Origin of the sequence: Streptococcus sp. DTU_2020_1001019_1_SI_AUS_MUR_006, from assembly GCF_032340315.1 — a bacterium.
GTDB lineage: Bacteria > Bacillota > Bacilli > Lactobacillales > Streptococcaceae > Streptococcus.
The window spans coordinates 1,032,946-1,054,466 of sequence record NZ_CP135436.1 but is presented as its reverse complement, the minus strand read 5'-3'; the positions used below and the strand labels follow the sequence as shown (position 1 = coordinate 1,054,466).

Annotated in this window: 19 protein-coding genes and 1 other RNA gene; 4 read left to right on the top strand and 16 right to left on the bottom strand. The window is 39.5% G+C overall.

Annotation, left to right across the window (positions count from 1 at the left end):
• Nucleotides 1-898: 898 nt before the first annotated feature.
• Entirely contained in the window at nt 899-2,101 is a 1,203-nt protein-coding gene (locus RRU92_RS05210; RefSeq protein ID WP_315640891.1) for an IS110 family transposase, read from the top strand.
• A gap of 322 nt (nt 2,102-2,423) precedes the next feature.
• Here RRU92_RS05210 and RRU92_RS05205 read toward each other — a convergent pair whose 3' ends face one another.
• From RRU92_RS05205 to RRU92_RS05135, 15 genes are all read right to left on the bottom strand, one after another.
• Nucleotides 2,424-2,654, bottom strand: coding sequence for a hypothetical protein (locus tag RRU92_RS05205; protein ID WP_315640884.1), 231 nt, complete (start codon nt 2,652-2,654; stop codon nt 2,424-2,426).
• 290 nt (nt 2,655-2,944) lie between these two features.
• A complete protein-coding gene (locus RRU92_RS05200) occupies nt 2,945-3,577 on the bottom strand; it encodes a response regulator transcription factor (protein ID WP_315640882.1) in 633 nt (210 codons plus the stop codon).
• An 18-nt stretch (nt 3,578-3,595) separates the two neighbouring features.
• Nucleotides 3,596-4,585: a sensor histidine kinase gene (locus tag RRU92_RS05195; RefSeq protein ID WP_315640881.1), complete on the bottom strand. Its 990-nt coding sequence runs from the start codon at nt 4,583-4,585 to the stop codon at nt 3,596-3,598.
• Nucleotides 4,582-5,280 (bottom strand): cell wall-active antibiotics response protein LiaF, encoded by a 699-nt coding sequence (gene liaF / locus RRU92_RS05190; protein WP_315640880.1) that lies wholly within the window; start codon nt 5,278-5,280, stop codon nt 4,582-4,584. Before liaF ends, RRU92_RS05195 begins: the two co-directional genes overlap by 4 nt.
• A gap of 94 nt (nt 5,281-5,374) precedes the next feature.
• Entirely contained in the window at nt 5,375-6,376 is a 1,002-nt protein-coding gene (gene fni, locus RRU92_RS05185; protein WP_315640879.1) for a type 2 isopentenyl-diphosphate Delta-isomerase, read from the bottom strand.
• Nucleotides 6,354-7,367: a phosphomevalonate kinase gene (locus RRU92_RS05180; protein WP_315640878.1), complete on the bottom strand. Its 1,014-nt coding sequence runs from the start codon at nt 7,365-7,367 to the stop codon at nt 6,354-6,356. The genes fni and RRU92_RS05180 overlap by 23 nt, the downstream gene beginning before the upstream one ends.
• Nucleotides 7,354-8,307, bottom strand: coding sequence for a diphosphomevalonate decarboxylase (mvaD, locus tag RRU92_RS05175; RefSeq protein WP_315640877.1), 954 nt, complete (start codon nt 8,305-8,307; stop codon nt 7,354-7,356). Before mvaD ends, RRU92_RS05180 begins: the two co-directional genes overlap by 14 nt.
• Nucleotides 8,289-9,167: a mevalonate kinase gene (mvk, locus tag RRU92_RS05170; protein WP_315640876.1), complete on the bottom strand. Its 879-nt coding sequence runs from the start codon at nt 9,165-9,167 to the stop codon at nt 8,289-8,291. Before mvk ends, mvaD begins: the two co-directional genes overlap by 19 nt.
• Before the next feature lie 206 nt (nt 9,168-9,373).
• On the bottom strand, nt 9,374-10,063 hold the full coding sequence (locus tag RRU92_RS05165; protein ID WP_049510160.1) for a DNA-binding response regulator: 690 nt from the start codon (nt 10,061-10,063) through the stop codon (nt 9,374-9,376).
• 11 nt (nt 10,064-10,074) lie between these two features.
• Nucleotides 10,075-11,499, bottom strand: a complete 1,425-nt coding sequence (gndA, locus tag RRU92_RS05160; RefSeq protein WP_315640874.1) for an NADP-dependent phosphogluconate dehydrogenase — start codon at nt 11,497-11,499, stop codon at nt 10,075-10,077.
• A 76-nt stretch (nt 11,500-11,575) separates the two neighbouring features.
• Nucleotides 11,576-13,039, bottom strand: a complete 1,464-nt coding sequence (locus tag RRU92_RS05155; RefSeq protein ID WP_315640873.1) for a cell division site-positioning protein MapZ family protein — start codon at nt 13,037-13,039, stop codon at nt 11,576-11,578.
• A gap of 12 nt (nt 13,040-13,051) precedes the next feature.
• The gene (locus RRU92_RS05150) at nt 13,052-14,209 is read right to left on the bottom strand and encodes a class I SAM-dependent RNA methyltransferase (RefSeq protein WP_315640871.1); all 1,158 of its coding nucleotides are present in this window, start codon (nt 14,207-14,209) and stop codon (nt 13,052-13,054) included.
• A gap of 81 nt (nt 14,210-14,290) precedes the next feature.
• Nucleotides 14,291-14,671, bottom strand: an RNA gene (gene rnpB, locus RRU92_RS05145) — RNase P RNA component class B.
• 18 nt (nt 14,672-14,689) lie between these two features.
• A complete protein-coding gene (gene gpsB / locus RRU92_RS05140; RefSeq protein WP_315640868.1) occupies nt 14,690-15,019 on the bottom strand; it encodes a cell division regulator GpsB in 330 nt (109 codons plus the stop codon).
• Between the two features lie 69 nt (nt 15,020-15,088).
• Nucleotides 15,089-15,616: a DUF1273 domain-containing protein gene (locus tag RRU92_RS05135; protein WP_315640867.1), complete on the bottom strand. Its 528-nt coding sequence runs from the start codon at nt 15,614-15,616 to the stop codon at nt 15,089-15,091.
• A gap of 67 nt (nt 15,617-15,683) precedes the next feature.
• Between RRU92_RS05135 and recU the strand changes: the two genes are divergently transcribed.
• Both recU and pbp1a read left to right on the top strand, forming a co-directional pair.
• Entirely contained in the window at nt 15,684-16,280 is a 597-nt protein-coding gene (gene recU / locus RRU92_RS05130; RefSeq protein WP_248034645.1) for a Holliday junction resolvase RecU, read from the top strand.
• The gene (pbp1a, locus tag RRU92_RS05125) at nt 16,277-18,439 is read left to right on the top strand and encodes a penicillin-binding protein PBP1A (RefSeq protein ID WP_315640865.1); all 2,163 of its coding nucleotides are present in this window, start codon (nt 16,277-16,279) and stop codon (nt 18,437-18,439) included. The genes recU and pbp1a overlap by 4 nt, the downstream gene beginning before the upstream one ends.
• A 354-nt stretch (nt 18,440-18,793) precedes the next feature.
• Here the strand turns inward: pbp1a and RRU92_RS05120 are convergent, their stop codons facing one another.
• Nucleotides 18,794-20,776, bottom strand: coding sequence for a peptide ABC transporter substrate-binding protein (locus RRU92_RS05120; RefSeq protein ID WP_311522591.1), 1,983 nt, complete (start codon nt 20,774-20,776; stop codon nt 18,794-18,796).
• 204 nt (nt 20,777-20,980) lie between these two features.
• Between RRU92_RS05120 and RRU92_RS05115 the strand changes: the two genes are divergently transcribed.
• Nucleotides 20,981-21,463: an S-ribosylhomocysteine lyase gene (locus RRU92_RS05115; RefSeq protein ID WP_006151868.1), complete on the top strand. Its 483-nt coding sequence runs from the start codon at nt 20,981-20,983 to the stop codon at nt 21,461-21,463.
• Nucleotides 21,464-21,521 lie beyond the last annotated feature (58 nt).

The following is a 21,521-nucleotide window of genomic DNA, read 5'->3' as shown; positions in this document are numbered from 1 at the left end:
TCTTCTAGAAAATAGTCAATTAAAACAATTTTTGAACTTTCAAGTATTTTATAAACCCAAAACTACATATACACTGCCTTTTATCACTTAATATAGTTATCTAAAAATTAAGTAAAACAGGATTCTACACACACAGTTTTCTTCACTGGACCTTTTAAGACACAAAATTTCAAAAAAACAGAAAATTTACATTAAGTTTTCAGAATGAAAGAAAAAATATATGAATGGAGTTTTTATCAAAGAACATGAGTAACCCTAAATATTCTTGAATCTTTTACTACTCAAGAAAAATCAACCTACACTTTTTATTGACAGACCACTTAAGAAAGATGCTAGTCCAAGTATATATTTTTAACAAGACAATCGATAGACCTTCTTATGTTCTAGGAGGGTAAGGAAAGAGTTTTTAATGAATCCCATACTATAGGTGATCGCACACTAAAAATTTTTGCTTTTTTTGATTTTATAGGCTTAAAATGGTGTTTTCTTTTAAAAATTATGAGATAGCACCGAGGGATGCCATCGATTACACCTGTGAGAGTCAAATATAGTAGATTGAAATAAGATATGAACAAAGAGATTAGAAAAGTCAAAGTAATTTCTAGAAATATTTTTAGCAGTCATAGTGTACTATTCCAGATTCAATCCACTATAAAACATACTAAGATTAGTAGTGAGGAAATCTCCGACGGGAGAAAGTACTCACTACTTTTTCGTTATGTTAAAGTAGTGGTGTCTTGTTAAGTCGATAAGTCCTTTGGCGCTAGACGTCGTAACTAAAACTGACAAGACACCTGTTTTAGGAAGAATGTTATCAAAGTATGTGGGACGAAAAACGTCGAGTATTGAAAATGACATCACTAAAGCAAGGAATCATTCAAGACAAAGAGGTAATATCATGCGAGTAGTTTTTGGGATTGACGTGAGTAAAGCAAGCTCAGAAGTGGCCATCTTGGTCAATGGAGAAAAAGTACATGGCTATACCATTCCCAATGATGCCATCGGATTTAATCGACTACTTGGGGACTTGAAGACTGTTCACGAGCCAGAGATTATCTTCGAGGCGACTGGTGTCTATTCTCGTCGTCTTCAGGCCTTCTTTGAGGATAATAGTTACGCTTATACACGGCTCAATCCCTTAGAATCCAAAAAACAACTAGATAGCTTACGAGTACGTAAAACCGATAAGATTGACGCTGAAAAACTAGCTGCGTCTCAGTTCATCCTCAATCGTAAACCAAGCTATGTCCAAGAAGCGCTTTATCAAGAATTACGCGATCTCAGCCGTTTCTATCAGAATCTTACTGAGGATATCGTCTGCGCTAAAAACCGTCTGCACAAGGTTTTACAGGTCACTTTTCCTGAATTGGAAAACATCTTGTCGGCACCAACTGGGGAACAATATTGGAACTTGGTCATGACTTTTCCATGTAATAGTTTTGTACTGGAGTCAGATGACGCCACATTAACAGCTATCATCCGTCAGTCTACGGCAAAACGCATCTCTGAAAAACGTGTGACTTACTTAGTAGATAAGCTTACAAAACTAGCTAATCAGTCTTATTGTGCGGTTAAGAAAACCTCTCCAGTGATAGAAGAGGTCAAATACTATGCAGGGGAGTTACTTAGGCTTTCGGAACACAGACAAGGTGTTTTAGAGGAGATGGTAACATTAGCTCAATCTTTGCCAGAATACGAGATTCTTCTCTCTATTCCTGGAATAGCCGAAACCACAGCGACAAGTATTATTGGCGAACTTGGTGACATTCGTCGATTTCACTCTGCCAATCAAATCAATGCTTTTATAGGCATTGACCTCAGACACTATGAATCTGGAAATTTTCTAGCTAAGGAACATATCACTAAACGTGGGAATCCCTATGCCAGAAAGATTCTTTTTAAGTGCATTCATAACATAGCTTCAGCTAGCCACACCAATCCTTGTCATATCGCAGACTTCTATGAGAAACGGAAAAGACAATCGCAAGTGACTTCAACTAAACCACACACGATTGCCTCTATACATCGTCTCATTAGAACAATGTATTACCTCATAACGCATAACAAACTTTATGATTATACTTCTACCCAAAATCGGTAAAATTGTTTATGCCATATTATTATAACGCCTTATCAAAAAAATCACCAGATAAGGTGTTGATTTAGTGTACACTTTTTTCACTAAACTTTAGTTCAGAAAAAGACAATTTCCTTAGTTTGACTATGGAAATCAAACTATTTTTCATCAAATACCTTGATATACTTGACAAATGGTAGAAAATTGTTTATGCCATATTATTGTAACGCCTTATCAAAAAAATCACCAGATAAGGTGTTGATTTAGTGTACACTTTTTTCACTAAACTTTAGTTCAGAAAAAGACAATTTCCTTAGTTTGACTATGGAAATCAAACTATTTTTCATCAAATACCTTGATATACTTGACAAATGGTAGAAAAGGACTTATACTCTTCGAAAATCTCTTCAAACCACGTCAGCTTCACCTTGCCGTAGGTATGGTTACTGACTTCGTCAGTTCTATCCACAACCTCAAAACAGTGTTTTGAGCTGACTTCGTCAGTTCTATCTGCAACCTCAAAGCAGTGCTTTGAGCAACCTGCGGCTAGCTTCCTAGTTTGCTCTTTGATTTTCATTGAGTATTAGTCTTCTAGCATACTGAACTAAATCCTTGGTCTAAATCATTTGTCTCTTTTTGCAGTCTGAACAACAGCGCTAGGCTCATTTGACAGACATCTTTCTCGAGATGATACTCTCTACTGTCTAGTTGTTAACAACTTCTATTAGCTACTACCTATTATGGTTTTTTCTGGTTAGAACCGAGTTTTTAGGACTGCTTGAGGTACTTGTTAATTCTAAATTACTGTTTTTTGCTAAAAGTATCCAATTTACCGAATAAACCTTAGTTTGGCTCCAAAAGATGCATCTAGAAGTCTTCATGGCCTACTAAGTGGTGTTGAAAAGCATAAACCGCTGCCTGGGTGCGGTCGCTAACCTGAAGTTTAGCAAGGATGTTTGAAACATGAGTTTTTACAGTCTTAAGGGAAATGAACAATTCATCAGCGATACGCTGATTTTCATAGCCCTTAGCGATTAGTTGAAGGACGTCGCGTTCACGAGCAGTTAATTCTTCGTGAAGTTCAACATGATTGCGGTTGTATTCTACCTTTTTACTCACCTCTTGTTCAATAGCCAACTCTCCAGCCGCCACCTTACGAACAGCGTGCAGCAATTCATCTGCGCTCGAAGTCTTAAGCATATATCCTCTAGCCCCAGCATTCAAGACCGGCATGATTTTTTCATTATCTAAGTAAGAGGTCACAATCAAGATTTTAGCCTCTGGCCATTCTTTGAGAATAGCAAGTGTTGCGTCAATCCCATTGACTTCAGGCATGACAATATCCATGACAATCACATCTGGACGAAGCTCCAAGGCCATGGAAATTCCTTCCGCACCATTGGTTGCTTCTCCTACAACCTCTACATCATCTTGTAATTCAAAATAACTTTTCAAACCAAGACGCACCATTTGGTGGTCATCTACCAATAATAGTTTCATTTTATTTCCTTTTGTTAGTCAATCAAGCAAGGGAATGCGGATATCCACTGCCAAACCTTGCTTGGGAGCTGTTAATAATTGTAAAGTCCCAGCCATATCTTCCACTCGTTCTTTAATATTGAGTAAACCATAGCTTAATTCATCAACATCATCTAGCTGAAAACCACGCCCATTGTCAGCGACCTTCAACTGTAATTCCGTTTCCGTTTGATAAAGGTAAACATCTAGACATGAAGCTTGTGCATGACGAAGTGTATTACTAATCAATTCTTGTACAATTCGGAAGACATGCTCCTCAATCTTTTTAGGTAGTTCGTATACCTGATATTTAAAGCTGACTTTGAGCTCACTTTTTTCTTCTAGCTCTTTGAGGAGTAGCTGAATCCCCTCCACCAAGCTTTTTTGTTCCAGTTCAATTGGTCGTAAATGCAAAAGCAGAATTCGCAAATCTCTTTGAGCTGTTTCTAAAATAGCAGTCACACTCTGGAGTTGTGTCTGCATCTTCTCTTTGTCTAATCTGGAAGCTTGTTGACTGAGTCCTGATAAAATCATATGGGCAGCAAAAATTTCTTGACTGACTGTATCATGCAAGTCACGCGCGATTCGTTTGCGTTCCTTTTCAATAATCACTTCTTCTTTGACCAAGGCCTGATTGTCTGCTTTTTGAATAGCTTCTGTTAACAAACCGAGTTTTCCTGACAAGTTTCTAAAACTTGCGTCTAAGTCAGCATCTCCCAGACTTTCAATCTCTTTGCCAGCTAGCAGACGTTTGAGATTTGCTTGGATTCTTCTTTTTGAAATTTCATCAACAATTGTCCAGAATAGGACTAATAAAAAGGCTAGGGCAAGACTAAACATTAAAGCCAAAAATAGGACTTTTTCTGTCTTTTCTAAATCTTGAAAGAGAGAAGTCCACTCTAAATCCAGAACCTTAAAAATGCTTCGAAAGAGAAAGACAACAAAGAGAAATGAGGTGAGACCGATTAAAATATAGGGTTGCTTTTTCATCCTCTCACCACCTCAACATCTCCAACCATAGTTGTCAAAAGAATCTTAACACTCTTTGGACTTTTGAGATAATCCCTGGTTTCTTGATGGAATTGCTCATTGCGTAGAGCACGTTTAGGCTGGTCAAAAAAGGTTAAATCTCCGTACAGAGAATTAACACTGAGACTGACTTCTACATCTACTGGTACAATAATTCTAGTCGTACCGACTAGTTTTCTCAAGATGATGACATTATCATGATTGCTCAAAATCACGTGCTCTAGATGAATGGTATCCTTCCCCATAAGACGAAAAAGATTGATATCATCAAAACTACAAGTCTGGTAGCTTGAAAAGTGGTGGAGATTCCCAAACCAGCGATTTTTCTCTCTCTTTACCGTCACAACTTCTTCAAAAAACAGATTGGTGTCTTCTCTTTCCTGGTTCATCATAGGATAAAGCAGGAACAGGCTGTATATCAAGGCCACAAAGATAGCCATAATGACAAAGGGATTGAGCATGATGATAAAGAAAAATAGGATGCTCACTGCCACTAATATGAGGTTATTACCCTGTCTACCAGTATAGTATCGAATCAGCAGTAAAAACAAGAGCAATATCAGCAGAAAACGGGAAAAATGCTCTGATACCATCATAATCAGAGCTCCTGTTAATAAACAAGCTTCAATAAATAGAAAAATTTGAAATTTTCGCATGTAACCGTCCTCTCTATTTTATTGTATCACAAAACCAAAAAGTCACATCAGTCTGAGGAATGATAAAAAGACCGGGACCAAAATCCCGACCTCCTTATAGTTGATCTTTTGCTTCTTTTAATTTTCCATACAGGAGATAGTCGACCTGCTGCAAATCCTTAATCCTTGCACAATTAAGGGCACACATAATCAGACGTAGTTCTTCCTTCCAGCCTTCAACAATAGAAATAACGACATCCACTGGGTAGTTTTCAACTAACTCTAACATGGTGCGTGAGAGTCCAACCGCCTTGGCTCCAAAGACCAAGCATTTGATGATGTCTAGTGGATTGCGAACACCTCCGCTTACCAGAAGCTCCATCTTATCTTTCCAGTCTTGGGCATTTAGAAGGGTTTGCATGGTCGATTGCCCCCAATCATTGAGGTAGTCCCGTTGACCACTGCGACGGTTTTCGATATAGGCAAAGCTGGTTCCCCCACGCCCAGACAAATCAACGGTTCGTATTCCAATCTCATAAGCCTTAGCAATGGTTTTCACATCCATGCCAAAGCCGACTTCTTTTAAAACAAGTGGCACGGAAATTTGCTCAGCATAGTCTGCCAGATTGCTTTGCCACAATCTAAATTGACGTTCACCTTCTGGCATGAGTAGTTCCTGCATGACATTAACATGAACTTGCAAGAGAAGGGGATTCATCTCTTTTACTGTTTGTAGACCCAATTCAACTGGTTTGTCTAAGCCAATGTTGGTTCCAAGAAGGAGGTCAGGGTAACTAGTTTTGACTGAAAAAGAGTCATCCGATGGATCCTTAAGTGCCGCACTGTAAGAACCCGTCACAAATAAAATTCCACAGGCCTCAGCCACCTGAGCCAACTTTTGATTGATTTCTCTGCCCTTGTCACTACCACCTGTCATGGCATTTATATAAAAAGGATAGTCCCATTTGCGCCCTGCAAATTCTGTCGAAAGATCAATCTCATCTATGTCATATAAGGGTAGTGAAGAATGAATCAGTTCAACTTCATCAAAACTATTATAAGTACTTTTTTGTTCAAGGGCATAGCGGATGTGTTCATCCTTCCGATTTTTCGTCATGTCCCATCCTTTCTTGATATAAGAGTTCAATTCCTAGATCAGCCCAGCGTTTTTTCAGTAATGTGGTCGAATCTTGGTCAAAACCGAGGGCAATTCCACAATCTCCACCACCAGCACCACTACTTTTTGCAACAGCTTTTAAGTCTCGACTGGCATCTTTTAATTGTCTGAGCGAAGGTGTGTAAATATCTGAACTCAAGCCTTCTAAAAGTTGGCTGGCTTGTTCCAGCAAGTCAATAATGGTTTCTTCTTGACCTACCTGCAAAGCCTTTACCAAGTTAGCTACAGTTTCTTTTGAAGCCTGCAAAAAGCTAGCATCCATATGATTCTTGATTTGCTTGACCATGTGACTAGATACAGCCACTTCCTTGGTCCAACCAACCAGAAAATCAAATTTCAAAGCTGGTTCAACACTAGAAATAGAAAAGCCCCAATCACGTGCCAATACAGTTTTCAAGTCTTCCTTTTCTAGCCATTGTGCAACTGTTTCTCTATTAAACGACTGATAGAGTACTAAATCTTCTGAAACGATACAAGCAATGTCACCCATAGAGCCATTATCTCCACGTTTGAGAAGAACTGCACTAGCCAGTTTAAACAAGAGTTCTCTTTCAGCGGCTCTTTCATAGAAAGCAAGCATGGCCTTGATGACCAAAACAACCACACTGCCACTAGAACCCAGGCCGAATTTCTTGCCCTCACGCTCCATTTTCCCACGAATGTCTATGGAAAAAGGCTGTAGTTCAATTCCTTGATCAGTCATGTATTTCTCCACCAAAGCAACTGTTTCCTGAATCAAAGCATAAGAAGAATCCGGTCGCAAGTCTACACTATAGGAAAACATATCTGAGTAGAGTCGATAATCATTAGACGCTTTAATCTCAGCCGTCATATAGATGGGAATAGCCTTTATTAGCGCCAACTGTCCTGGTTCTAAAATGGCATACTCTCCAGCCCAATAGAGCTTCCCACAAGTTTTAACAATTGTCATCTTGGCTCAAATCCTTTGTTTTTGAAACGATTAAGCGATAGCGTTGACCTAAAAGTTCTGACAAATGTTCCAAGTCCTCTTCCAAGCAAAGAACCTTGACATTCGGGCCCGCATCCATGGTAAAGTAGCAAGATTCTCCTTGTTCTCTAAGCTGACGGACAAAATCCATAGCCTCATAACTAGCATCTGTCAGATAAGAGAAGGATGGAGTTGCAGTCTTTGTCGTCGCATGCATAGCTAGAGCATTCTTCTCTGTCAATTCTCCAACTTTCTTAAAGTCATTTTCCTTGAGGTAGACTAACATATCCTTGTAGTCTTGTTCAGATTGACGAATCCACCCATCAAAAGTCGTCGAAGTTTCCACACAGAGTTTCATGCCATCTCGACTAGAGATTGGTTTTTTCTGGTCTTCCAAGACCAGCATAATCATAGCTAGCTTCAAGTCAGTTTCAACAGGATAGATTTCTCCACTATCCTTGTCCCAAGCTGCTAAGGGGCCATAAAAACTACGAGATGAAGAACCCGATGCAAACTTAGCTTCCAAAGCCAATTCTTTACGATTTAATCCTAATTGGAAGTAAGCATTGCAGGCTTTGACTAGGGCAGACAAACCACTGGAACTTGAAGAAAGACCTGCTGCTGTTGGCATATTGTTCTTAGTATCGATACGAACAAACCCTGCTCCTTCAGGACGGTAGCGGTCAATGATTTTACTCATTTTGACATGCTCAGCTTCATTTTGCAACTGACCATTGATGTAAAAAACATCAGCGGTTGCATCTACTGGTAACGGAGAAAGTGTCGTCTCCGTATACATATTTTCTAAGGTTAGAGAGATACTGCTAGTTGCAGGAACCATCTCTTTTTCTGCTTTCTTACCCCAATATTTGATAATAGCAATATTGGCATAGGAACGTACTGTTACAGGCTTTCGATCCATGTCTGAACAGCTCCTTTCTCTTCTAATCTTTTTGCTAATTCTTGCGCTTGGTTTACATTAGCAACTAAGGCAATGATACAACCACCTAGGCCACCACCACTCATCTTGGCTCCTTGGGCTCCATATTCGAGGGCAGTTTCCACCAAGGCATCTGCCTCAGGGCTACTAACTCCAATTTCCTTTAGATTTCCATGAGCTTTGGTTAGAATCTCTCCCAGCTTCACGGCATCTTTTGAGTGAATAGCTACTTCTGCTTGCTGGGTCAACTCTCCTAGTGCATGCAAGAAAGGTAAGGCTTCCTTGCCTTTACTCTCTACAACTTGGATAGCTTCCCGAGTATGTCCATAGACTCCCGTATCAGCAATAACCAGATAGGCAGATAAATCCATGGCTAGTTCTTCAAAACCTACATTCTTGATAAAACGAATAGGCTGGTCACTCAGACAGGTCTTAGCATCCAATCCGCTAGGATTCATATGGGCGATCATCTCGGCTCTATTAACCAGAATCTCTAAAACATCTCGTGGAAGTTCTGCTTGGTAATAATCAAATACTGCACGAATGGCTGCAATGCTAATAGCTGCTGAAGAACCCATCCCTCGCTTTTCCGGAATAGCCGAGTCAATTTGACAACGAATGCAAGCTTCTCTGATATTCAGATACTCGAGAGAAGCATAAACTGCCATAGACAAGGTGTCCTCTTCAAACAGACGCCATGGTGTCCCTGTCGGTACAACCCGACAAGTCACCTCTACCTCTAAAAGCGGCAAAGAGATGGCTGGATAGCCGTAAACGACTGCGTGCTCTCCTATTAAAATAATTTTACTATGTGCCTGACCGACACCAACTTCTTTTGTCATTTAATCCTACTATCAGACGAAAATCGTCTGTTTCTAGATAAAATTTTAGAACTTTATTCCTTTCTATTTTATTATATTTTCACAAAAAAAGCGATTGTTTCCTTTCAGTTTCACAAAGCAAGGGATATATTTATGATTTTAATTAAGAAAAATGATTGTCCTTGTTTAAATATTAAAAAAGCAGTTACAAAACTGCAACTGCTTTTCTATTCTTGCATGGTATAACCAACACCACGCACGGTTTTAATGTAGCTCTTTTGACCTTTCACGTCAAGTTTGCTACGTAGATAACGGATATAAACATCCACAATATTGGTTTCGGTCGCACTTTCATACTTCCAAACACTTTCCAGCAATTGCTCTCGAGTTAAAACCTTCTTACTTCCCATAAGGGTAGCCAAAAGATCATATTCACGCCGAGTCAGGGCAATCATTTCCTCGCCACGATAGACGGTATGATGTTCTACGTCCATACGCAGATTGCGATAGGCTGTCGGAACTTTCATCTGACTACAGTGTTGGTCGATGAAATCTCGACCTCGGAAGATAGCTGAAATACGACTGACCAAATCATCGATAATGATTGGTTTATAGATGTATGAAACAGCGAAACGCTGGATTGTTTCAAGTTGGTCTTGCAATTCTTCTCGATGGTCCAAGACCATGATCACCGCAGCTGGCTTGGTTCGACTCAACTTATCTGCAAAATCCTGGGCTGTCATATCCCCTAGATGAGCATTCAGTAAAATCAAGTCATAGTCTGTCTGAAGAGCCATGGAGAGGGCTTTTTGTCCCTCTTCTACCTGATCAACTCGGTATTGCTCTTTTTGGAGTTCCAGACTTAAAAAATGAGCTAGATTTCTTTCTTTCTCAAGTAATAAAATCCGTTTCCCCATGGCTGACCTACTTATTTTTCGTCATACCAAGAGTAGTGGAATGTTCCTTCTTTATCCTTACGTTGGTAAGTGTGGGCACCAAAGTAGTCACGTTGTGCTTGGATCAAGTTAGCTGGAAGGTCAGCTGAACGGTAGCTGTCAAAGTAAGTGATAGCTGCTGAGAATGTTGGTACTGGTACACCAGCTTGAACAGCAAGAGCTACGATATCACGAACAGATTGTTGGTACTTAGCAGTTACGTCCAAGAAATACTCATCCAAAAGAAGGTTAGCAAGATCTGCATCACGGTTGTAAGCATCTGTGATCTTTTGCAAGAAACGTGAACGGATGATACATCCATCACGCCAGATAGATGCGATGTCCGCAAATGGCAAGTTCCAGTTGTTTTCTTTAGAAGCTACACGCAATTGCGCAAAACCTTGTGCGTATGAGATGATTTTTGAGAAGTAAAGGGCTTGACGGATTTTTTCAATCAATTCAGCCTTGTCGCCTTCAAATTTGAAAGCAGCTGGTTTTGGAAGCACCTTGCTAGCGTGTACACGTTCTTCTTTGTAAGTTGAGATATAACGGGCAAATACTGACTCAGTAATGAGTGACAATGGCACACCAAGGTCAAGAGCTGATTGACTAGTCCATTTACCAGTTCCTTTGTTTCCTGCAGCATCCAAGATATAGTCTACGATTGGTCCGTCTTGACCTTCGTCATCTTTACGGCCCAAAATATCAGCTGTGATTTCAATCAAGTAGCTGTCCAATTCACCCTTGTTCCACTCAGTAAAGATTTCAGCCATGTCTTCAGCAGAGAGGCCAAGCAAGTGTTGCATAAGATCGTAGCTTTCTGCGATCAATTGCATATCACCGTACTCGATCCCATTGTGGACCATTTTTACATAGTGACCAGCTCCATCAGGACCGATGTAAGTTACACATGGTTTACCATCTTCTGGAGCTTTTGCAGAGATTTCTTCAAGAACATCTGCTACCAAGTCATAAGCTTCTTTTTGTCCCCCAGGCATGATAGAAGGACCTTCAAGGGCACCTTTTTCACCACCAGAAACACCTGTACCGATAAAGTTGATACCTGAGTTCGCCAATTCTTCATTACGACGGATGGTATCTTTGTAGAAAGTATTCCCTCCATCAATCAAGATATCACCTTTATCCAAGTGTGGAAGAAGGGCTTGAATCGTCGCATCTGTACCAGGTCCTGCTTGAACCATCAGCATGATACGACGTGGTTTTTCGATTGAGTTTACAAAACTTTCAACGTCATAGCTTGGCACGAAATTTTTATCAGGGTGGCAAGCAATCACATCTTCAGTTTTTTCTTTACTACGGTTATAAATAGCAACTGTATAACCACGAGATTCAATATTAAGGGCAAGGTTACGACCCATTACGGCCATACCAACAACACCAAAGTTAGCTTTTGTCATGTGACACTCCTCTTGTTTAATATGTTTTATTTTATCATGTTTATCTGTGAAAAGAAAGAATTTTGTAACAATTTGACTAGTAGTCTAAATCATCCGCATGTCCAGAACCATTCCCTACAAAGTATCCTGTCTTACAGTTAAGGGTAAAGAGATAGGTACCATCTGGTTTATAAAGATTATAGTAGCCATTGCCATTAACAATATTCACAGGTTCCAAAATATATTGGTTGCCTGTAATGTAGCCACGCGCACGCGAAGTCTCAAGAATGCGTTCAAGGACACCATCTGCAAAAGTCCAAGCAGGATCACTACTATCACTTACAGCGGCTTGATTGTACGGTACTCGACTGACACTTCTTTGTAGATTCACACCATTGCTTGCTAGTCCACTATTTAGGATATTATTTGCTGAGGCTGTTTCACCCGCTGAAGTTGATGCATTAGCAGAGCTGCTAGCATTGCTTTCAGTTGCTGAGTTTGACTCTGTTTGGCTTGATGAACTTGATTGACTACTGCTTGAGCTTGTAGAACCTGAAAGTTGGCTCTTACCAAGGCTGATAGCCTTATCTAGCAGTTTATCAATCTCAGTATTCCCAGTCTTAACTTCGGTAAATTTGGCATCTGCCTTTACTTTAGCATTGGTATTTAGAACACCATCTGTAATAGCTGGTGTTTCAAATTGAGCATTAACATCTTGTACCGCTTTGATTTGTGTTTCAAGACTATCGTATTTTGATTTGGCAAGAGTATGCTCACTAGCTCCCTCAAGTTTATCTAAAAGTTCTTTGAGCTGACTCAGCTGACTAAACTGACTATTTTTTAGGGCAGTTTTATTCTCATCAGTATAAAAAGTATCATAGAGACTGTTAAATTGATTGAGAATTGCTTGATTACTTACCAAACCTGTATCAGATGACTGAGACTGAATTTCTTGAGAAGAACGCGTAATTTGACGATAAACGTAGTAGCTACCCCCAATAATCAAGACAATAATCGCTAAAAGAGCTGACAAGATGACCCACAGTTTTTTGTTTTGTGGCTCATCTTCTGCTTGAGCAGAGCGAGATAAAGATTGATGTTCCTCTTGCAAAGCTTCTTCATCCTCTGCAACAAGGGGCTCAGTTACAGGTTCCACTGGGTTTTTATCCATAACCAAGGTTTCCTCTAGTGGCGGAAGGAGAAATTCTTCCGTTGCTACTCCCTCTTCTTCAGCAGCAATCTCTAAGTCAGGGACTTCTTCTACTGGTTCAACCTCTTCATCAATTGTTTCTTTGGCGTCTTGAAGCAAATCATCTAGACTTCGAAGTTCCTCTTTCTTCGCCTGAATGTTAGTAAATTTATCAGCTTCGATTTCTTCACGGTGTTGTTTAATGTATTTGTCCAAAATCGTATCATCAGGAGTTACTCCTGCTTCGATTTCTTCATTTTTTCGAATAACTTGTCCAACTGTCAGATCCTTAGCTTCCTCAAAATCAAACTGAGGTTCCTGAGATATTTTCTCAGGTTCTAACAACTCTTCTTTTTTATCCTTTGGATCCATGGCAACTCCTTTCTAATCTGTCAAATTTCTTTTGACACGTTGACCAAAATATTGATATAAATCAACTTTCAAAGTACCATTGTAGAGTTTTCGTTTTTTGTCCGCCTGACTACCATATTTGCTTTCAAAGGCTTCATCACTAGTCAGGATAAATTTACTCCACGTCTTGAGAGGCTCAAAAACCTCACCCATTTCGGCATAAAGTTTAGTTACTCCTGCATCATCTGACAGACGTTCCCCATATGGTGGGTTAGAGATAATAACTCCGTTAATCTTATCCGTACGCAAATCCTGCACACGCATCTGTTTAAAGAGAATATCTCCAGATACTCCTGCTGCCTGGGCATTGGCCTTGGCAATTTCTACCATACGACCATCAATATCACATCCCATAATATCCAGTTCAATCTCTCGATCTATCTGCTTACTAGCTTCAGTTCTGACTTCTTGAATCAAGCGATCACTAACCCAGTTCCATTCTTCAAAGGCAAAAGAACGACGCAAACCAGGCGCCATCTTGCGCGCAATCATAGCCGCCTCAATACAAAAAGTTCCCGAACCACAGGTTGGATCAATCAAAGGCTTATCAGGGTACCAGTTAGAAAGTTGCAAAATCGCAGCTGCCATATTTTCTTTGATCGGAGCTCCACCTTTTTCAGTACGGTAACCACGTTTAAAGAGACTTGACCCAGTTGTATCAATCATAAGAGTGGCTACATCTTTCAAAATGGAAACTTCAATCTTGAACTCTGGACCATTTTCCATGAGAGGAACGCCCTCTGGTCGTGCATAATGTTTTTGTAATTTCTTAACAACTGCCTTCTTAGAAATCGCCTGCACACTTGGCTCATTGTGTAATTTTGACTTGACACACTTAGCCTTGGTAATTGGGAAACGTGCTCCAAGCGGGAGATAGTTCTCCCAATCTAAGGCAAAAACACCTTGAAAGAGTTCTTCAAATGTTTTTGCAGGAAAAGTTCCCACGACGATTTTGATTCTATCCGCAGCTCTTAGCCACAAGTTTGTTTGGATGATTGCTTTCACATCACCTTGAAAACGGACACGACCGTTTTCAACCTGACAATCGTAGCCCAAATCTCTTACTTCACGCCCAACTACAGCTTCCAAACCCGCCGCAGCAGTCGCAATTAAATTAAATGTTGTTTTCATTTCAGTCTTTTATAGACCTTTCTTTATTCACTTTAAAAAATGAGGTTGAGAATATATCTCAGCCCCAACCTATATGCAATTTTCTATAAGCCATGTTTTGTTCCAGAAGTGACTAGGACCACTTCCTTCGATAATCATCTGTCTACCACTAGCAGCTCTAGCTGCTAGCAGTCAGAGTACTACGTTCGTTTCCGCGCACTCCATGCCCCGACCAAAATTTGGGTTGCTAGCTTGAGGGGTTTACCGCGTTCCACTCTCTCCGTTTCCAGAGAGACTCCGTCACTGTGGCACTTTCAAGCCTACTCTGACCTATCAAAAGACTTAGCCATTTCAACTGCCGTAACGATTTCTCGTCCCTAGGCTTATGGTTTCGCCTAGCACAAACACTACAGGCATCACAGCCTGTGCTAGCATGGACTTTCCTCATGAAAAGAAATTCTCTCCACGCGATTATCCAAAAATTGCACAACAGAAGTATTCTTAGAAATCAGAATTATCCAAGATTTGTTTGCCAAATACTTCTTTTTCAAGACGATTCAAACGTTTCAAAATATCAAAGTTTGTCATAGAAGTCGTACTTCCATGATCTGCCGGTTCAGAAGTTGCTGGTGTCACTTGAGGTTTTTTAGCCAATTCCTCTTTAAGCTCCGCGATTTCTGAACGGAGTGACTTCACTAATACTGCATAAGTTTCATAATCCTTGATGACATCATCCAAAAATCCATCAACCTCTGCTTTACTATATCCACGTACTTCTCTTCCAAAATCCTGTTCAAAAATATCTTTTGCTGTAAAAATAATACTTGCCATGTCTCTCTCCATTCTCAGTTGCTAGTATTATTATATAAAAAAAGGCAAACAAAAAGCAAGGTCAAAGGCTCAATTTTCGGAAAAATTTTCAGCTACTTCGTTTAATTCCTCAAATGTTAATCTTTTTGTAATATAGTTGTCTTTCTTTTTCATCAGTTCGTAAAAATACTTCAGTTTTGTTTCATTTTCTTCATCGTAAAAAAGATAGGCTCCATCTGTATTTTCAAGTAAGAAAAGTTGATAATCTCGTAATTGACCCTTGTGCTCGTAGTTTGGATAGGCGTACTTAACAAAATCAACTTGTTTAAATTCACTCAGTTTGACCTGATTCCCCTCATTCCAGTTTGCCCCATGAGTTTCGAAATCAAAGATAGTGGCAAGTTGGAAACCAAAGTCACCTTTCATATCTCTGGCTATCTCTAAAACCCAGTGTTCAAATCCCAGAGTTCCCGTAAACACCAACCATTTCAACCCTTCATCTGCTAGTTTTTCTAAATCTCTACGAATGGCTTTTTTAATAATTTTTAAACGAATATCTTTTTCATTAAACAATCCTAAATCAAAGCTAGAATAGCCTAAAACCAAGGCTGTATGCATTTTTTCACCCTTTCTGTGCACCTTTATGGTATAATAGAGTGATGTTATTGTACCAATAAGGAGAATTATGGTCAACTATCCTCATAAACTTTCATCGAAAAAAAAACAAGAAGTCACCTCACAAACTAAAAATTTCGCAAATCGTGGGATGACCTTTGAAAAGATGATCAATGCTACAAACGATTATTATCTGACACACGGTTTAGCTGTTATCCATAAGAAACCAACTCCTGTTCAGATTGTCCGCGTAGACTATCCGCAGCGTAGTCGGGCTAAGATTGTTGAAGCTTATTTTAGACAGGCATCGACTACCGATTATTCTGGAGTTTATGAAGGGTTTTACATCGATTTCGAAGCTAAGGAAACTAAGCAAAAACATGCCATTCCGATGAAGAACTTCCATCCTCATCAGATTCGGCATATGGAACAAGTCCTTGATCAAAAAGGGATTTGCTTTGTCCTTCTTCATTTTTCTTCTTATCAAGAAACGTATTTATTGCCGGCACTTGACCTCATCCGTTTTTATCATCAGGATATGGGGAAAAAGTCAATGCCGCTTGACTATATCAAAGAATTCGGTTATGTGATTGAGCAGTCTGCTTTCCCACAAATTCCTTACCTTGATACAGTCAAACAACATTTACTAGGTGGTAAAACAATATGAACAAACAAACTATCTTGCGCATCGTTAAATACCTCAGCATTGTTACGATTAGCTTATTTATCGTAGCTTTCCTACTTGGCGGTGGTGTATTTCTTCACTATGCAAACAAGGCTCCTGAACTCTCTGAAAGCAAACTTGTTGCAACTACATCAAGTAAAATTTATGATAGCAAAAATGAACTCATTGCAGATTTAGGTGCTGAACGTCGTGTCAATGCTCAAAGTAGTGATATTCCTACTGATCTTGTCAATGCGATTGTCTCTATCGAGGATCATCGCTTCTTTAACCACAGAGGAATTGATAGCATTCGAATAGCAGGAGCTTTCCTACGTAACCTCAGTAGTAATGGTGGTCTTCAAGGGGGATCAACCTTGACCCAACAGTTGATTAAGCTGACTTATTTCTCAACATCAACAGCTGATCAAACCCTATCCCGTAAAGTTCAAGAGGCTTGGTTGGCTATCCAGCTAGAGCGAACTGCAACTAAGCAAGAAATATTGACCTATTACGTCAATAAGGTCTACATGTCAAATGGTAACTATGGTATGCAGACAGCTGCGGAAAACTATTATGGTAAGGACCTCAAAGACTTGTCCATCCCACAACTTGCACTCTTAGCAGGTATGCCACAGGCTCCAAACCAATACGATCCCTATTCTCATCCTGAAGCAGCCCTTGAAAGACGAAACCTCGTTTTGTCAGAAATGCAAAAACAAGGCTACCTTACAGCCGAGCAATATGAAACAGCAATCAATACCCCAATCACAGATGGACTTCAAAGTCTAAAATCTGTTAATAGCTATCCACCGTACATGGATAACTATCTTAAAGAAGTTATTGACCAAGTAGAGCAAGAGACAGGTTATAATCTATTAACAACAGGTATGGAAGTCTATACAAACGTCGACCAAGAGGTACAAAAACGCCTTTGGGATGTTTACAATACAGACGAATACGTTGACTATCCAGATGATGAACTTCAAGCTGCTTCTACTATCGTTGATGTTACAAATGGTAAAGTCATCGCTCAACTTGGTTCTAGACACCAATCAAGTAATGTTTCATTCGGTATCAACCAAGCCGTCGAAACAAACCGTGACTGGGGTTCTACTATGAAACCTATCACAGACTACGCTCCTGCACTTGAGTACGGAATCTTCGATTCTACTGCAGCAACGATTAATGATGCCCCTTATAACTATCCTGGAACAGACATTCCTGTCTATAACTGGGATAAAGCCTACTTTGGAAATATCACTCTCCAGTACGCAATTCAACAATCTCGTAACGTACCAGCCGTTAAAACACTTGAAAAAGTTGGATTAGACCATGCCAAGACCTTCTTGAATGGTTTAGGAATTGATTACCCATCAATGGTATACGCAAATGCTATCTCAAGTAATACAGTTGAATCTCATAAACAGTACGGAGCAAGTAGTGAAAAAATGGCTGCTGCCTATGCTGCCTTTGCTAACGGCGGTATCTATCACAAACCAATGTATATCAATAAAGTTGTCTTTAGTGATGGCAGTTCAAAAGAGTTTTCAGACCAAGGTACTCGCGCCATGAAGGAAACAACCGCCTACATGATGACAGAAATGATGAAAACCGTATTAACTTACGGAACTGGTCGTGGAGCCTACATGTCATGGCTTCCACAAGCTGGTAAAACTGGTACTTCAAACTATACAGACGATGAAATTGAGAACTACATTAAGAACACTGGGTATGTTGCTCCAGACGAAATGTTCGTAGGATATACTCGTAAGTATTCAATGGCCGTTTGGACTGGTTACTCAAACCGTCTTACTCCAATCGTAGGAGATGGATTTAGAGTCGCTGCAAATATCTACCGCTCAATGATGGGATATCTGTCAGAGGATGATCATCCTGGTGATTGGACAATGCCTGAAGGTTTGTATCGTAGCGGAGAATACGTCTTTAAGAACGGTGCTCGTAACAACTGGATTCCACAGTCAACTCAAGCAAGTTCGACAACAGAGAGCTCAAGTTCAAGTACAACTTCAACAACTGAAAGTCCAATCTCTTCGAATGATAATACGAATGGCACTACCAATCCAAATGCATCAATACCAAACACAACTACAAATAGTCAACAACAAAATCCAGCCCCACAAAATACACAAGGGCAACAATAAAATATATTAAAAAACTGAGGATTTATTCTCAGTTTTTTGTATGCAATTTTTTATAGTGGAATCTTAATTTTTATAAAGCCAAACTTTTTAAAATAGGAAGCGAAATAACTTAACAGATTAAAAACTGTCAAAGTTATGTCAATCGCAACCTTATCCCCAACACAAATCAAATAGTCGGGAAAGCTGTTTAAAATTATAGATAAAAGATATCTTACTTTTATGTAATACTGGAGCGTGACTTAGAATGTCTGTTCTACTACTTCAATGCAGTGCTTGAACTAATAACCAAAATGTCAAACTGATGTCTCAGGAATGATATCAAAAGGCCAGACTTTTTGTCCGGCCTCTTTTTTCTTATTTGACATGATTTGCAAGATCTTCTTGCGCTTTTTTATTAGATTCTTCTTTTTCTTTCTTCCATTTATCTTGAGCTTTTTGATATTCATCAACAGTTACTGGTTTATCTTGAAGTTCAAGGTATTTGTACAAGAGTGCTTCACTTGTTCCCTTGTTACCTGAGTAAGCAAATGGAAGTGTGAATGGCACCATCTTAGACAACATTGGACGTCCAGTTTTAGAAGTTGTTGGAATAATCAATGCACTATCTGTCAACCAAGCTTGGGCAGCAGCATATTTATCATAACGTTTTGAAACGTCAGTGTCTTCATTTCCAGCTTCAACAACCATCTTTTCGTAATCTTCCAAACCAACTTGTTTGGCAGCAGCGTTATTTGTACCTGAATCAAATCCTAGATAAGTCTTAGTATTTTCACCTACTGATGGTTTGATGATATCAAGGTATGTAGATGGGTCGATGTAGTCTGGAGACCAACCAACGTTATCTGAAAGGTCCCAATCTTCACCGGCAGCCGTCTCAGCAAAGTAAGTAACATTGAGGACTTCATCTTTTTGAAGTTGTTGAATGTCAATGACAACATTGTCAGTTCCTAACGTTGCTTCAAGTGATTGTTTCAATGATTGAACACGTTGAACTTTTGTAGTATTAGTTTGGTCAACTGGCATATCCAAGTGGATTGGGAATTGAACACCTTCCGCTTGGAGTGCTGTCTTGGCTTTAGCAAATTCTGCTTTCGCTTTTTCAGGATTGTAAAGACCGTCTTGAGCGTCTTCTAGATTAACATCTTTCCACTCATCACCATAGGTCACTAATTTTTCCTTAACTAAGTCACCAAAGTTTTTACCATCTGCTTGAACAAATGTTGGTGGTACGAACAAGTTACGAAGGAGTTTGCTTGCTCCACTTGCTCCATTAACTTGAGAAGCATAAGCTGTTCTATCAAAACCAAAGGCGATGGCTTGACGGAAGTCTTTGTTAAGAAGAGCTTTCTTAGTTGAAGTCTTTTGCTCGTCTGTAGTCTTAGAAGTATATTTGTAAGACTGACGGTCAATATTCGTACCGACTAAGAAAGTTGTAGAATCTTGTGTTGTATAAACGATGTTATCCTTAAACTCTTTTTCAAGTTCAGAGTAGCTTCCACTTGTTGGGAAGAGAAGGGCCATTGAGAAGCCGCCATCCTTAAAGGTTTCTGCAAGTTTGTTATTGTCTTGACCATCCCAGAATGAAAGTTTTACTTTATCAATATGAACATTGTCCTTATCCCAGTAGTTTGGATTCTTTTCAAATTCTACTGAAGATTTTGCTACCAATGATTTCAACAAGAAAGGACCATTATAAAGGATACTGCTTGGATCTGTTGCTTTAGCAAAGTCACTTCCTTTAGAAGTAAGGAATTCTTCATTGACTGGTGCAAGAATTCCCATGGTTGTCTTAGAGTTCCAGAAGCTTTCTGGTTTGTTCAAAGTGTATTGAACTGTTTGATCATCTACAGCCTTGATTCCAACTTCTGAGAAGTCTTTAACTTCACCTTTTACATAAGCATCCAAACCTTTAATGGATTCTTGAACAAGATAAAGGGCTTCTGACTTATTGTCAGCCGCATACTTAAGACCTGTTACAAAGTCTTGCGCTTTAACTGGTGCATACTCTTCGCCTTCAGAAGTGTACCACTTAGCATCTTTACGGATTGTGTAAGTGTAAGTCAACCCGTCTTTAGACACTGACCAATCTTCTGCCAAAGATGGCACGAAGTTACCGTAGCGGTCATTCTCCATCAAACCATCAACGACATTACTTGTGATATTCGCAACCGCAGCCTTACCTGTTGTCAGATAGTTGAGGCTGTCTGGATCTGTTTCATAAACGTAAGAAAAAGTTTTCTCACCTTTTGCACTAGAGCCTGAACCTGAACAAGCTGCCAAAACACCTGACGCTAACAGAGTCACCCCTGCTAGGGCCATTACTTTTGAAAATTTCATAATAAACTCCTTTATGACTTTTTATACATTATAATCCCTTTTCAGCCAAGTGTCAATACAATTTTCAGAATTTTTCAAATTGAATTGAAAATATTTTTTCTATTTCTAACTTTTCAACAAACATCTGATACAAAGTTCTTTTTTTGACAATTATCAAATCAATCTTTATGATATAATGAAAGAAGAAAAACGAAAGGAAATACCATGTCAAAAGAAGTTATTGTTGAAAGTTTTGAACTTGATCACACCATTGTCAAAGCACCTTATGTCCGTTTAATTGGGGAAGAAACAGGTCCTAAGGGAGATATCATTTCTAACTTTGATATTCGCTTGGTTCAACCAAATGAAGACTCTATCCCTACTGCTGGCCTCCATACTATTGAGCATCTATTGGCTAAGCTCATCCGTACTCGCATCGACGGGATGATTGATTGTTCACCATTTGGTTGTCGTACAGGTTTCCATATGATTATGTGGGGACGTCATACTAGTGCAGAAATCGCTGCTGTCATCAAGGATTCACTGAAGGAAATCGCTGAAACAACAACTTGGGAAGATGTCCCAGGAACAACTATTGAATCTTGCGGAAACTACAAGGATCACAGCCTATTTTCAGCTAAGGAATGGGCTAAATTGATTCTCCAACAAGGAATCTCAGACGATGCCTTTGAACGCCATGTCATCTAATAATAAAAAAGAAACCAGCTTTTGAACTGGTTCCTTTTTTTATTTTCAAAATCTTGAT